Annotated in this window: 12 protein-coding genes; 11 read left to right on the forward strand and 1 reads right to left on the reverse strand. The window is 56.6% G+C overall.

The features are described 5' to 3' along the window. Positions 1–40 precede the first annotated feature (40 nt). The 7 genes from hemA to QMF38_RS04840 all read left to right on the forward strand — a co-directional run bounded on the left by hemA (position 41) and on the right by QMF38_RS04840 (position 7,883). A complete protein-coding gene (hemA, locus tag QMF38_RS04810) occupies positions 41–1,423 on the forward strand; it encodes a glutamyl-tRNA reductase (RefSeq protein WP_232302233.1) in 1,383 nt (460 codons plus the stop codon). A 6-nt stretch (positions 1,424–1,429) separates the two neighbouring features. Continuing rightward, positions 1,430–2,242, forward strand: coding sequence for a cytochrome c biogenesis protein CcsA (gene ccsA, locus QMF38_RS04815; protein ID WP_232302232.1), 813 nt, complete (start codon positions 1,430–1,432; stop codon positions 2,240–2,242). A 22-nt stretch (positions 2,243–2,264) separates the two neighbouring features. Next, positions 2,265–3,212, forward strand: coding sequence for a hydroxymethylbilane synthase (gene hemC / locus QMF38_RS04820; protein WP_058094562.1), 948 nt, complete (start codon positions 2,265–2,267; stop codon positions 3,210–3,212). After that, the gene (locus QMF38_RS04825) at positions 3,202–3,936 is read left to right on the forward strand and encodes a uroporphyrinogen-III synthase (RefSeq protein WP_058094561.1); all 735 of its coding nucleotides are present in this window, start codon (positions 3,202–3,204) and stop codon (positions 3,934–3,936) included. Before hemC ends, QMF38_RS04825 begins: the two co-directional genes overlap by 11 nt. An 11-nt stretch (positions 3,937–3,947) precedes the next feature. After that, positions 3,948–4,928, forward strand: a complete 981-nt coding sequence (gene hemB, locus QMF38_RS04830) for a porphobilinogen synthase (RefSeq protein WP_058094560.1) — start codon at positions 3,948–3,950, stop codon at positions 4,926–4,928. A 13-nt stretch (positions 4,929–4,941) separates the two neighbouring features. Beyond that, on the forward strand, positions 4,942–6,243 hold the full coding sequence (gene hemL / locus QMF38_RS04835; RefSeq protein ID WP_058094559.1) for a glutamate-1-semialdehyde 2,1-aminomutase: 1,302 nt from the start codon (positions 4,942–4,944) through the stop codon (positions 6,241–6,243). Between the two features lie 131 nt (positions 6,244–6,374). Continuing rightward, positions 6,375–7,883: a hypothetical protein gene (locus tag QMF38_RS04840; protein ID WP_058094558.1), complete on the forward strand. Its 1,509-nt coding sequence runs from the start codon at positions 6,375–6,377 to the stop codon at positions 7,881–7,883. A gap of 92 nt (positions 7,884–7,975) precedes the next feature. Here QMF38_RS04840 and QMF38_RS04845 read toward each other — a convergent pair whose 3' ends face one another. Then, a complete protein-coding gene (locus QMF38_RS04845) occupies positions 7,976–8,137 on the reverse strand; it encodes a hypothetical protein (protein ID WP_166669028.1) in 162 nt (53 codons plus the stop codon). 139 nt (positions 8,138–8,276) lie between these two features. On the opposite strand from QMF38_RS04845, the gene QMF38_RS04850 reads away from it, so the two are divergent. From QMF38_RS04850 to murC, 4 genes are all read left to right on the forward strand, one after another. Continuing rightward, positions 8,277–8,810 carry a hypothetical protein gene (locus QMF38_RS04850; protein ID WP_198146643.1) on the forward strand — a complete coding sequence of 178 codons (534 nt, stop codon included), beginning with the start codon at positions 8,277–8,279 and terminating at the stop codon, positions 8,808–8,810. Positions 8,811–9,098: 288 nt separating this feature from the next. Further along, positions 9,099–11,753, forward strand: a complete 2,655-nt coding sequence (locus QMF38_RS04855; RefSeq protein ID WP_058094557.1) for a valine--tRNA ligase — start codon at positions 9,099–9,101, stop codon at positions 11,751–11,753. A gap of 32 nt (positions 11,754–11,785) precedes the next feature. Further along, a complete protein-coding gene (locus tag QMF38_RS04860; protein ID WP_058094647.1) occupies positions 11,786–13,090 on the forward strand; it encodes a bifunctional folylpolyglutamate synthase/dihydrofolate synthase in 1,305 nt (434 codons plus the stop codon). Positions 13,091–13,104: 14 nt separating this feature from the next. Beyond that, entirely contained in the window at positions 13,105–14,496 is a 1,392-nt protein-coding gene (gene murC, locus QMF38_RS04865; protein ID WP_083496072.1) for a UDP-N-acetylmuramate--L-alanine ligase, read from the forward strand. The last annotated feature ends 1 nt before the right edge of the window (position 14,497 follow it).

Below are 14,497 nucleotides of genomic sequence, written 5' to 3' on the forward strand. Positions count from 1 at the left end.
GGGGACGTGCTATAATGTCGAACGGTGGGAGGTGTTACGTGTGCATATCATCGTGGTTGGTATGAGTCATCATTCTGCGCCCGTCGATCTGCGTGAGCGCGTGAGCTTAAGTGGCGATGCCCACAGTCACGTATTGACGCAGCTCGGCGGATCGCGAACAGTGCTGGAGAGTGTCGTGCTTTCGACATGCAACCGTACTGAGGTTTATGCACTCGTCAATAGCACGCATGCGGCTCACGATTTCATTCTGACGTTGCTGGCCAACACGTCGGGGGTACCTAAGCAGGATTTGTCAGAGCATATGTACCTTAAGCAAGGGGAAGCGGCGGTGGCGCATGCCATGCGTGTCGCTTGTGGACTGGATTCGATTGTCGTTGGCGAGACGCAGATCCTTGGCCAGATGCGCGAGGCGTTCCAGACTGCATTTGAGGCGGGCAACACGGGCGCGATGTTCAACCGCATGTTTCGCGAAGTCTTGCACGTTGGCAAACGGGCACAAACCGAGACAACTGTTGGACAACATCCGGTCTCGGTCAGCTATGCAGCTGTCCAACTAGCATCCAAAATTGTGGGCGGTTTAGAAGGAAAGGTTGCACTTGTCATCGGCGCAGGCCAGATGGGCGCCCTGGCGGCGAAGCATTTGTCGGCGCAGGGCGTTAAGCGCGTGTTGCTGGCCAATCGCACGCTCGCCAAGGCCAGCGCGATCGCGTCGGAGATTGGCGCACAGGCGCTGTCGCTCGATGGCGTTGAAGCTGCGCTCAAGGATGCGGATATCGTCGTGTCGGCAACCGGGCGACCCGGCCACACGGTAAAGGCCGCTTTCGTTCGCCAGGCACTCGTTGGGCGACGCGGTCGTCCACTTGTATTGCTGGACATTGCAGTGCCCCGCGATATCGATCCGGCCTGTGCCGCGTTGCCGAACGTCTACCTGTACGACGTGGACGACTTAAACGGAGTGATCGACGCGAATGTACAGGAGCGCGCGCGCCAGGCCGCGCTTGTTGAAGACATGGTTGCGGCGGGTGTGCGCGCATTCTCGGATTGGTTGACGGAACAAGAGGTCGTGCCTCTGATTGTCGCGCTGCGGCAAAAAGGGGAAGCCATCCAACGCGACGTCATGGAGAGTTTGGTGCGCAAACTTCCGCATTTGAGTGAGCGCGATCAAAAAATCATTCATAAGCACACGATGAGTATCGTCAATCAATTGTTGCGCGAACCGATTCAAAACGTGAAAGAGTTGTCCATTGCTTCTGGCGATCTCGCTTATGCTTCGATGTTTGCGCAATTGTTCGGGATCGATCCGGTAAAGACAGACGACGAGGCGGCGGAGTCTCGTGCGGTGCGTTTGATGGATGTGCTATCCCGCGTGTTGGGCGAGGTTTCGCACCAAGGACAACCCAATCTTCACCCCGTGTTGCGGTGATGCCTCGTGGGGTGGCCCAGCGTTTGCTTTGATGTCGCGATCGTCGCCTATGCATTGAGCCTTTCGCTACTGTTCTCGGACGTCGTACATCCGAGCCGAGTGCGCAATCGGACGGCGGTGGCAATGCTCTTTACCGCGTTTGTGGCCATGACAACTCTGTTGTTTTTGCGCTTGTCGCGGTTGCCAAGCGTGATCGACTATTCGAAGTCGGATTTGGCCTTGCTCGTATCGTGGCTCATGCTTACGGTGACGCTGGTGGTGGATGCCCGTTTCCGCATTGGTGTGGTGGTCTTTTTCGCGAATGTGGTCAGTTTTGGACTGGCCCTATTTGCAGGGGGGCTGCAGGCGGATGCACGGGAGCACTGGTTGCCAGCTGTCAATTTATTGATTGTACACATCGCGCTTGCGACCTTGGGTGAGGCGGCCTTCGCATTTGCATTTGCGTTCGCCTTGATGCATTTGGTTCAGGAACGGCACTTGCGTCAGCATCGATTCGATCGCTGGTTTTTGCAACTTCCTTCGCTTGCCACACTTGACACATGGGCCCTGTTTGCGAGTGCTGTGGGCTGTGCGTTGATGCTCTTAGCGATGGCGACGGGGAGTTTCTGGGGTGACTTGGTGTTGCACAGGTGGCTCTTGTTGTGGCCGAAGTTCATCGCGACAGCCGTCTGCTGGGCGATGTATGCCATCTACTTGGGGCTGCGCATCGTGCGGCGAGCGGCGGATCGGCGGCTCATGTTTTATCAGGTGGCCTGTTTTGTGGCGCTCCTATTCAATTTGTTTCTGGTTAGCGGCCGGACGCCTGCTGGCGTCGCGTGAGAAGGCGGGGAGGCGATAGCCAATGCGGACAGTGCGCGTAGCAACAAGGACAAGCCAATTGGCGATGACGCAAACGCAGTGGGTAGTGAACGAACTCCGCGCGTTGCGCGAAGACTGGACATTTGAGTTGGTGCCCATTCGCACCAAAGGAGATCGCATTCTTGATGTCACCCTTTCGAAAATCGGTGGCAAAGGGTTATTCGTTTCGGAAATTGAGGAAGCGCTTCGCCTGGGGCAGGCCGATCTCGCTGTACATAGCATGAAGGACGTTCCGTACGAGCTGGCCGCAGGGCTTGTGATCGCCGGGATACCGATGCGCGAAGATGCGCGCGACGTGGTGGTATCAAGGGCGGGATGTTCGCTTGCTGAACTCCCGAACGGGGCGCGTGTGGGGACCTCGAGTCTGCGCCGCATGGCACAATTGCGGCGCGCGCGGCCAGATTTGCGGATCGAGCCTTTGCGCGGGAACATCGACACGCGCTTGCGACGCGCCGAACAAGGTGATTTTGATGCGGTGGTTCTGGCGGCGGCTGGACTGCATCGGATGGGTTGGCAGCAACGGATTCACGAGTACCTGTCTGTCGACGTCTGTGTTCCGGCCGTTGGACAAGGCGTTCTGGCCGTCGAGTGTCGCGAGGACGACGAAACGCTGGTCAATATGCTCAATCGCTGGTCGCATCCGCTGACCGTCACGGCGGTTGCGGCGGAGCGGGCTTTTTTGCGGCGCTTACAAGGAAGCTGCCAAGTGCCCATAGCTGGCTACGCCACCGTGAGTGGCGAAGGCCTTGACCAGGTTATCCGTTTAACAGGGCTTGTCGCGCATCCAGCGGGAAGCGAATTGTTGAGGCTGGAGGCGGACGGCCGCGATCCACAAGCAGTGGGCGTAAAGTTGGCGGAGGAGCTTTTGGCGCGAGGGGCGGATCGGTGGATCCAAATGGCGCTTGAAGAAGGCAAAACGGATGCACGATAAAGTCGTCTTTGTGACGCAGTCGGGGGCGAGTGGCAAAGCGTTGGTACGGGAGTTGGCTATGCGGGGGCACAGATGCTTGCACGTGCCTCTCATAGAGACGGTTTCTTTACTCCCCTCGACAGATGTGGCGTTTGTTCGGGTCGATGCTTGGCTATGCACATCGGCAGCCGCGGCCCGAGCCATTGCTCAGGCAGGACTTGATTTGCGTGCGATCCGCCCGCCCATCTGTTACTGCGTCGGCGAGGCAACGGCCGAGGCTTTTCGCAGTCTGGACCTTTTCGTCAAGACGTTTCCCGATGTACGCGACGGGCGTTCACTCGCTGTCCGTGTTGCTGCGCAATACCAGCACTCCCCCCGTCGCTTCGTCTTTGTCCGCGGCCGGCAGGCCAGGCGAGAACTGCCAGAACTACTGCGCCAATACGGTCATCAGGTCATGGAGTGGGTCGTCTACGATACGGTTCCAGCAGTCGTCGATCCCAAAGTGTTTCTTCAACATGGGCAAGCCGTGTTGACTCTATTTTCACCTTCGGCGGTCGACGTGTTGTGCTCGTTCGAACCGCTACGCCTTTGGGCGAAGCAGCCCGGCGTACGAGTTGTTCCTTTTGGCCATACAACCTTGGACAGGCTCGTCGAGCAGGACATCGTCGTGGCTGCGATCCCAAAGCGCCCAACGCGCGCTGATATGTTGGTCGCGATCGAAAGTGCATTGTCTATACAGGACTAGGAGTGATAATTATGGCAACGTTTCAGCGGCATCGCAGATTGCGACGCACGGCTTGGCTTCGCGATTTGGTGCGAGAGCATCGCGTACACGCCGACGATCTCGTCTATCCGATGTTCGTCGAAGAGGGACTTGCGGACCGATCCCCCATCACGTCCATGCCTGGCATCGATCGGTTCGGCTTAGATGCGTTTCGTCGGGAGATTGTTCGTCTGTCAGAGCTGGGGTTAAAGTCGATCATTCTGTTCGGCATTCCCCTGGCCAAAGACGAGTTGTCGTCTTCCGCGTACGCGGAACGTGGTGTCGTTCAGGAGGCGATCCGCGCTGCAAAGGCAGAAAACCCAGATTTGATTGTCATGACGGACGTCTGTCTTTGCGAATATAATCCGCTCGGCCATTGCGGGGTCGTTCACGACGGGAAAATCGTCAACGACCCGTCGCTCGACCTGATTGCGAAAACGGCTCTGTCGCACGCGGCGGCCGGCGCGGATGTCGTCGCTCCGTCCGACATGATGGACGGACGCGTCGCACGCATCCGCGAGACGCTGGATGACGCGGGTTACGAGGACGTGCCAATCCTGTCCTATGCAGTCAAATACGCCTCTGCCTTCTATGGTCCCTTCCGCGAGGCCGCCGATTCAGCGCCCGCTTTTGGCGATCGCAAGACGTATCAAATGGACCCTGCCAATGCGCGCGAGGCATTGCGCGAGGCACAGGCTGATATTGCGGAAGGCGCAGACATGTTGATGGTCAAACCAGCCCTGTCGTACCTCGATGTCACAGCTCGCCTGCGCGAAACTTTCGCGCTGCCTATTGCCACGTACAACGTGAGTGCAGAGTACAGCATGGTCAAGGCCGCCGCGGTAAACGGCTGGATCGACGAGCGCGCAATCGTCTTGGAGATGATGACGTCTTTTAAGCGGGCTGGAGCCGATATCATTTTGACGTATCACGCGCCGGATGTGTTGCAATGGCTGCGTGAGGAGCGGGGTTGAGGGAGGCTGGACGATGACAGGCCAAGCGTCAAAAGCAGCGTATGCAAAGGCGCAACAGGTACTCGTGGGCGGTGTGAATTCACCGGTGCGAGCTTTTCGCGCCGTCGGCGGAACACCGTACTTTGCCGCGCGCGGCGAAGGGCCATATTTGTACGATATCGATGGCAACCGTTATATCGATTACTTGATGTCCTGGGGGCCACTCATCTGGGGGCATGCTCATCCTGACATCGTGCAGGCGGTTACGGAGACGGCGACGAAGGGAACGAGTTTCGGCGTGCCAACCGAGTTGGAGACGGAGATGGCGGAAACCATTTGCCGCTTCGTACCATCTGTCGAGAAAGTGCGCATGGTCAACAGTGGCACAGAAGCGACGATGAGTGCCATCCGGCTCGCCCGCGCCGCTACGGGTCGACAATATATCGTCAAATTTGTTGGTTGTTACCATGGACACGCGGATTCGTTCCTCGTCAAGGCTGGTTCCGGTGTCGCGGCTCTGGGATTGCCGGACTCGCCTGGCGTGCCCCAATCGACGGCCGAACGGACGCTGACGGTGCCATATAACGACGAAGTTGCCTTGCGTGCCTTGTTTGCGGAACGGGGATCTGAAATCGCCGCCGTGATCGTCGAACCGGTGGCGGGGAACATGGGTTGTGTGCGTCCGCGCCCAGGTTATCTGGAAGCTGTTCGGAACATCACGAACGAGCATGGCGCTTTGCTCATTTTCGACGAGGTTATCACGGGCTTTCGTCTCGGCCTTGGCGGGGCGCAGGAGCGGTTTGGCGTGAAGGCCGACCTGACGACGTTTGGCAAAGTGATTGGCGCAGGGTTGCCGGTTGGTGCCTATGGTGGCCGTCGTGACTTGATGCAGATGATTGCTCCGGAAGGCCCAGTTTATCAAGGTGGTACACTCTCCGGCAATCCGCTTGCGATGGCGGCTGGCCTTACCTCGTTACGCATGCTCGAGGAGGCTGCAAAGCGGGGCATTTACGAGCAGATGGAGGCGTATGGCAAGCGCCTTGTCGATACGTTCTGCGATCTCGGTAGAAAGTACGGCATTCCTACCACGGGTGACGCCATTGGTGGTATGTTCGGTTTATTCTTTCATGAAGGGCCAGTGGTCGATTTTGCCACCGCTAGCGCGTCCAATCAGTCGCTATACGCACGCTTTTTTCACGGGATGCTTGCGGAGGGTGTGGCATTTGCACCTGCGCAGTTGGAATCGGGATTTATGTCATGCGTCCATGGTGAAAGCGAGATCGAACAGACCATTGCGGCGATGGAGCGCGTGATGGCATCGCTCGCGCAGGGTTAATCGGGAAAATGTGTGCAAAGCCCCTCGCAAACGGCAGGGCAAACCAAGGGATGTCTCTCTGAGTTCGACATATGTCGCTAGACGAGTACATACATTGGTGGTGGAATCTTGCCGTTTGAGGAGGGGCTTGAATGTCTGAAGGAGGGCGTGAACCGCTCATTCGCCTCCCGGTCGACCAAGAAGTGTATGTGGAGGCGGTCACAGCCGGGGATACGGTCGAAGATGCCACGGTCGCCACAGAAGTGGTGGCGTTTGATCGGGATCATGATATGTACCAACTCGAAGGTGCTGTTGTCTTTGCTGGCTACGTGCGAAAAGAGGCCGCTTCTGGTGCCGGGGATGCCGCTGGGATCGTACATGTTCACCAGCGCCTTCCGTTTGTCTTGCGAGTGCCAATCGCTGCGCAGACACCCGGCCTTGTCAACGTTAAAAGCCGCTTGAGCGGATTCGCGCTGACCGTGGCTGCGGATCATTGGCTGCATGCGAGCGGGCAGTTGGAAATCCACGGGCTGTCCGGCGAACAAGGCTATCATTTTCGCTGCGGTGGACAGGAAATTGGCGAACTAGGGCAGCGCGATCGCGAAGGCGAAGAACTGGAAGTGGCCAGCGAGGCAGTAGAGGCAGTTCGTGATGCTGTACTCGACGATGCGGTGTCTATTGAGGCCGACACGGTGGAAGAGGCCGCTAAAGATGTCGGGATGGAAGGCGCGGGCGATTCGCCTGACTCGTTTGCGTCGGCATCTACAGATGCTGAAACAGCGGAAGCGACGTTTGCAGAGCCTGCGCATGCTGTCAATGCTGATCCGGCCGTATGGGGCGAGTCGCGTTCGGCCGACGAGGAGAACGTGCCCCTCGGCGATGTGGAGCCTCAAGCGTTAGTGGAAGCAGGTGACTTTCGACAAGCTCCGGCAGACGACGATACGAACGACGAACGGTTTATTCGTGAGCAAGCCGTCGAAGACGTCTCTGCTGCTCGCGCTGGCCACGGTTGGGCAGATGCGTCTAGCGAAACGGAGTTTACCAGCCGTGGGGAAGAGACGGCTCGTAAGCAATTGAGCGAGTTGGATCGGTTCTTTGTTCAACCAGTGGAAGCCGTGAGCGAACCGTCGGTTGTAGAACCGATCGCACCTGTACAGACTGGCGACAACCGCGCGGAACCTGTTGCCTCGTTTGAGTTTGAACACCAGGTTGACCTCGAGCAGACCGTGGTTCAGGACGCGCCGCCTTCCCTTTCCTTGCCCGTGGAAGTGGCACGCTCGGAAATGGCGGAGGAAACTACCGTGGCACCCAAGGTCACGATTTCTGCTGCGGTTCCATCCGATATCGACGTTGACACGGCGGGCGATGTTGCCGAGACCGCAGACGGTGCTACCTTGGAGCGCAGTGAAAAGACGCTCGTTTCCATTGGCGATCACAGCCTTTGGTCGTTCGTCGATTTTAACGGACCTGAGAGCCGCTACACTTTGCGCTATGTCATCGTCATGGAAGATGAAACATTGGAGGCGGTGGCGGATCGATGTGGCTGCTTGCCGAGCGAGCTACAGCGGGCGAACCCGTGGTTGGACGGTCCTGTGGTGCCGGGGATGGCGCTCGCGGTGCCAAGTCAGCCCTTTACGCTGCCGAAAATCGTCTCGTTTTAAGATGGTTGGTTGATCTACCTCATCGCAACACACTTGCGGGAATCGTGCCGATACCGACGCGGTTCCCGTTTGTGTATCGCGCATGTGAACAGCTACGGCCCGCCGATGAACATCGCCACGAAGACGATGAACAGCATCATAAGGATCAGAAGATCGAGTGCACTCGGCCAAAGGATGGCGCGCAGAAACAGGAGGAAGATGGCGAGCGCCAAGATCAGTTTGACGAACCGAAGCAGACCGTTAAAAAAGCCCATGTTGCCAACCCTCCTAACTCGACAGCCCTTACATGTATATGCGCACAGGTGAAGGATGTATTTGTCCTGTCAAGCGGTTGTCTGATTTGATAAGATAAAAGAATCGAAGATTCGCCGTCAGCAGTTTGGAGGTTCTTTCTTGGATACGACGCATGCAGTTGATATGCAAAAAGGCATTTGGCGCGGCTGGTACTGGCGCTTCGATGCCTTGTTAGTAGCCGCTATCGCCATCTTGGAATGCATTGCATTCTACGTTTCAAAGGGTCGCTACTCGTTCGTTGCCAGTGGCGAATTGGGCATGTTTGTGGCGGTGCTCGTCGTCGTGCAGCGAGCCAAGGTGAGGCGCCGCTTAAATGCCGTCGCGGTTGCCATCGTGAGCTATCTCATCGATGTCATTTTTCAATTGACGTTGGGACGCTCTGACACGTTGTACATCGTCAAACATCATGAGACGACGAGTTTGATCGTGCAAAACGTGATCATCCTTGCGATTGGCGTCTTGTTCGCGTTTGTGTATGCTTGGAGCACGGAAATGTCGGATCGCCGTCGCGCAAAAGCCGAAGCAGAACGGGCTCTGAAGCGGGCGCAGGAACGCGAACAGGACGAGCCCCCACGCGTGCGTGTGCACCGCGTGAAGAAGCGGCGAGGTCGTGGCAAGCGGCCAAAATCTTGACAACTTTGACCGGATTTTCGTACGATACAGACGAAACTTTTGATATGAGAGCGGCAGTGAAGGGAAGGAGTAAGGCGTCACCGGTTGTTCAGAGAGGGCGGGCATGAGCTGAAACCGCGCCCCTTCCGGCCGTCTGAAGGTCGTCCTGGAGCCGATTCCGGATCATCCCGTTAGCGATGGTTGAGAGCCCTCTGGCTTGATGTTTGCCTGCAGGGAATTCAGGTGGTATCGCGGAGCCCTCCGTCCTGAAGGACGGTAGGGCTTTTTCATTGGAGGAGGAGTCTGCAGATGAGTACACCTTCGAAATCGCTATCGACCGTTTACGATCCGCGGTCGGTCGAAAAGCGCATCTATGCGATGTGGGAGAACGGCGGCTATTTTCAGCCCCGAGCGGATATTGGCAAGGGTGCGTATTCCATCGTCATGCCGCCGCCGAATGTGACGGGTGTTTTGCATCTAGGGCACGCGCTCGATTCGACCTTGCAGGATATTGCAATTCGGTATAGGCGCCTTTCCGGCTATTCTACGCTCTGGGTACCGGGGACCGATCACGCAGGCATTGCCACGCAGGCGCGCGTTGAACAGTCGCTCAAGCAGGAGGAAGGAAAGACGCGCCATGATCTCGGTCGCGAGCGTTTTGTCGAGCGCGTCTGGGCGTGGAAACAAGAATACGGCGGAACCATTACACAGCAGATTCGAGCCTTAGGTGCCTCGTGCGACTGGTCGCGCGAACGGTTCACGATGGATCCTGGACTGTCCAAAGCGGTGCGCGAGGTATTCGTTACGCTGTACGAGGAAGGGCTAATTTACCGTGGAAACCGTATCATTAACTGGTGTCCGCGCTGTTCGACAGCTTTGTCCGACATTGAGGTCGAACATGAAGAGGAAAAGGGTACGTTGTTCCATGTGCGCTATCCACTCGTAGACGGCAGCGGCGCACTGACGATTGCCACGACGCGCCCGGAGACCATGTTCGCCGATGTCGCAGTCGCCGTTCACCCTGCGGACGAGCGTTATCAGGCGTACATCGGCAAAGAATTGCGGTTGCCACTTTCGGAACGAACCATTCCTGTCATTGCGGACGAATATGTCGATCCCGAATTCGGTACGGGGTGTTTGAAAATCACGCCAGCACACGATCCGAACGACTTCGAAGTCGGGGCGCGGCACGGATTACCGATGTTGCAATGTATCAACAGCGATGGCAAGCTCACAGATCTGGCCGGCGCATTTGCGGGATTGACGCGTGAAGAGGCGCGATTGGCCGTTGCGAATGCCTTAGCGGAACAAGGGTTTCTCGTCGAACGCGAAGAGCACGATCACGCCGTGGGCCATTGTGAACGTTGCGGAACCGTTGTCGAGCCGTTTCTGTCCGACCAATGGTTTGTCAAGATGGAGGCTCTTGCACAACCTGCGTTGGAGCGGGCTCGTGCCGGAGAGCTGACGTTCGTGCCGGGACGTTTTGGGCGCATTTTTGAGCAGTGGTTGGAGAATGTCCGGGACTGGTGTATCTCGCGCCAACTTTGGTGGGGGCATCGCATTCCGGCATGGTACTGCGATGAGTGCGGGGCTATTACGGTGTCGCGCGACGATGTGACATGCTGTTCGACGTGTCAATCCACGCGTGTGCGTCAGGACGAGGATGTGCTCGATACGTGGTTTTCTTCGGCATTATGGCCGTTTTCGACGATGGGGTGGCCAGACAACACGGCCGACCTCGAGCGTTTCTATCCGACCAGCACGCTCGTTACTGGCTATGACATCCTGTTCTTCTGGGTCGCTCGCATGGTCTTTATGGGTGTGCACTTCACGGGTACTATGCCGTTTCAAAACGTCGTGTTGCACGGTTTGGTGCGCGATGCCAAAGGCCAGAAGATGTCCAAAAGCAAAGGTAACGGTGTCGATCCGATGGACGTGATCGAAAAATATGGCGCGGATGCCTTGCGCTTCACTCTCGCGACCAATACATCGCCTGGCAATGATCAACGTTTCGTCTGGGAGAAGGTCGAGGGGGCGCGTAACTTTATCAACAAAGTTTGGAATGCGTCGCGATTCGTACTCATGAACCTCGGCGACGACTTTGCTCCGCAGGCTTTGCGCGTTGAGGAGTTGGATTTGGCGGATCAATGGATTCTAGATCGCCTGCAGGCTACGATCGCGGCAGTCAGTGAGCATCTGAATGTGTACGATTTCGGCGAGGCTGCCCGCGCTATGTACGACTTTGCGTGGGACGACTTTTGCGACTGGTATATCGAATTCGCGAAAATTGGCCTTTACGGTGAAGATGAGCAGCGCAAACGCAGTGTGCAAAACGTTTTGTACACCGTTTTGACGCAATTGTTGACGCTCTTACACCCTTATATCCCATTTGTGACAGAGGAAATTTGGCAGGCGTTGCCGAAGACGTCTGGTGCATTGGTCGCCGCGCAGTGGCCGGAGCCAAGCACAAATTGGGAAAATGCGAATGCGGTGCGCAAAATGAGCTTGGTGATGGATGCGATTCGTGCGGTGCGCAATGTCCGCGCCGAGTTGCAATTGGCGCCGAGCAAGTCCGTTTCGATGCGAATCGAGTGTGACACAGACGGAGATAAGGCGCTATTTGAGCAAGTTCGCGACATGATCCAACGCTTTTGCCATGCAGATGATCTTGTCATTACGGTGGGAGGCACAGCCCCTGTGCAGTCTGCTACACAAGTGGTCACTGGGGCGCGAATCCATATCCCACTCGTTGGTCTCATTGACATGGATGCGGAACGCGAACGGTTGCGCAAAGAGGAGAAGCGTCTCGTAGGTGAAGTAGAACGCCTTGAGAAAAAGCTGGCCAACGCAGGGTTCATTGCGAAAGCTCCCGCTGAGGTCGTGGCGGCAGAGCGTGAAAAGTTGGCGGATTATGCTGCAAAGTTAGTCGCTGTTCGCGATCGAATCACATCGTTAGCCGAATAAGGGCCATTGAAAAGAGGTTTGTGCTTTTGAATATGGCAGAAGCCTACGCGTGGATTGGCTCGCTCCGCCGTTTCGGCATCAAGCCGGGGCTGGAGCGGGTCCGACATGCGTTGTCGAATTTGGGCAATCCAGAGCGAAATCTGCGTTTCTATCACGTGGCAGGTACAAATGGCAAAGGTTCAGTATGCCAGATGTTGGCCAATCTTTTGGTGGCATCAGGACGGCGGACGGGCCTTTATACTTCGCCCGGCCTTGGTGGTTTCAACGGCCGTATGTCTATCGACGGCGAGCCAATTTCCGAAGAGGCCTTTGCTGAATATGCGACACGGGTCCGATCTGTCACAGAAACGCAGATGAAGGATCCATTGACGGAATTTGAAGTCCTGACCATCATTTCTTTACTTTACTTTCGCGACGCGGGCGTCGATGCGGTCGTCTGGGAAACGGGACTTGGTGGTCGCTACGATGCAACAAATGTTGTCCATCCCGTGGTCACGGCCATCACGAATGTCACATATGATCACGTGGAGATCCTTGGCCCAACCATCGTCGATATTGCGAGTGACAAGGCGGGCATTATTAAGCCGGGCATACCGGTGGTGACCGCTGCGGTCGAAGACGCGTACCGTGTCATAGAGAGGGTGGCCAAAAGCCAAAGAGCGCCCCTCATTCGGATCGGCTGCGATGCGGTGTTCGCGGCCACGGGTACGCACGGTTCAGGGCAAATCGGAACTTATCGGGGGCTGTTCCGAGATGCATTCGGTGTCAAGCTGGGCCTTTTTGGGGAACATCAGGCTGCGAATGCCGGAGTCGCCTTGGCGATGTACGAGTTGGGGGAAGGCCCCACCTCACAGGCGAATTGGCATAGGACGCTGGCTTCGCTTGCGTCAGTCCGTTGGCCCTTGCGTTTCGAGGTGTTTCGCGATGGCGAGCGGCCAGTTGTCATCGACGGCGCGCATAACCCGGATGCGGCCTTGCAGCTTGCCAAAAGCCTAGTCAAGTTCGATCGATCTTTGGCTTTACGCGGTTGGAAAATGGTTGTGGGCGTCTTTGCAGACAAAGATTTTCGACAGATGTTGCCGCACGTACTTCCGCTTGCAGCGGAAGTCATTGTCTGCAAACCCAACCATCCACGTGGCGCAGAGCCGCAGGTCATCGCCGAGGAGATGAGAAGGCTGCGCCCTGAACTGAAGGTGACCGTCGAGCCGGATGTCGATGCGGCTGTGCGAATGGCGCTTCAAAGCGATTCCTTGCCTGTTGCGATTTGGGGAAATTTGCATATGGCGGAAACGGCGAGGAAGACTATAACCACGCTCGGGTTGGACTATTGGATGTGAGGACGGTGAGGCGCGTGCGCGGTTCGGAACACGTGCATTTTGTTGGTATTGGTGGCTATGGAATGAGTGCGATTGCCCGCGTCATGCTCGATTTGGGCTATAAAGTATCTGGCTCTGACGTGTCGCGGCAAGAGTTGACAGATAAGTTAGCTGCCCGGGGGGCGCAAGTCTACTACGGCCATGCCCGAGAGCAGGTCGAAGGTGCCGATATCGTCGTTCACAGTACCGCGGTTCAGGCGGACAATGTTGAGATACAGGAAGCTAAGGCGCGCAATATACCTGTGATTCATCGCAGCGAGATGCTGGCTCGTTTGATGGCGGATCGCGTGGGTGTGGCGGTGACCGGAGCACACGGTAAGACGACCACGACATCAATGATCGCGTATGTCATGGAGCGTAGTCATTTGGACCCCACGTTTGTCGTGGGTGGCGTGGTCTCCAATATGGGTGATAACGCCAAGGCTGGTGGTGGTCGTTTCGTCGTGGCTGAAGCTGATGAATCGGATGGGTCGTTTTTACACTACCGGCCTGCCATCGCCGTCGTCACGAACGTTGAAGCGGATCACTTGGAGCACTACGGTGGTGACTTTGAAAACCTGAAGCGGGCTTACCAGACGTTTATCAGTCAAATTCCCGAAGACGGTCTTGCCGTGTTGTCAGCGGATGATGAACATTTGCGTGAATTGCGCAAGTTTGCGAAGTCGCGCGTCATTACGTATGGCTTTGCGGAAGATGCCGACGTGCAAGCGCGCAACGTCCAGCTCTTCGACCGTTCGTCAGCTTCTGACGTCTACGTCCACGGCGAGTTTGTAGGACGTTTGTTGCTGTCGCTGCCAGGACGTCATAATGTGGCCAATGCGTTGGCTGCGATTGTCGTGGGACTGGAAGCGTCCTTGACGTTTGAACAAATTGCTGTTGCACTGGTCGAATTTCATGGTGCAAAACGCCGTTTTCAAGTGATTTCGGAGAAAAACGACGTTCTTATCATCGATGATTATGCCCATCATCCTACGGAAATTCGGGCGACCATAGCCGCCGCTAAGGCGACTGGCCGTCGCATTATTGCGGTGTTTCAACCGCAGCGGTATACACGAACCTACTTTTTGTTTGACGCGTTCGCCAAGTCGTTCGCGGAGGCCGACGAAGTTATTATTTCAGAGATTTACTCGCCCGCAGGAGAAAGGCAGATCGAGGGTGTGACTGCATCGGCTCTCGCTCGGGAAATTGTGCTTCAAAGTAATCCAAACACGAGTTATATCGGTTCTCAGGACGATATCGTCAGTTACTTGCAACAGCATATTCAGCCCGGGGATCTGGTTCTGACGATGGGGGCAGGGGATATCTGGAAGGTAGCAAAACGCTTGGCGGAAGATGCACCATTTGCTCAGCAACGCGCTTTGGTATAAA

The organism is Alicyclobacillus hesperidum subsp. aegles (assembly GCF_027923525.1).
In the GTDB taxonomy this organism is placed as follows: Bacteria; Bacillota; Bacilli; order Alicyclobacillales; family Alicyclobacillaceae; genus Alicyclobacillus; species Alicyclobacillus aegles.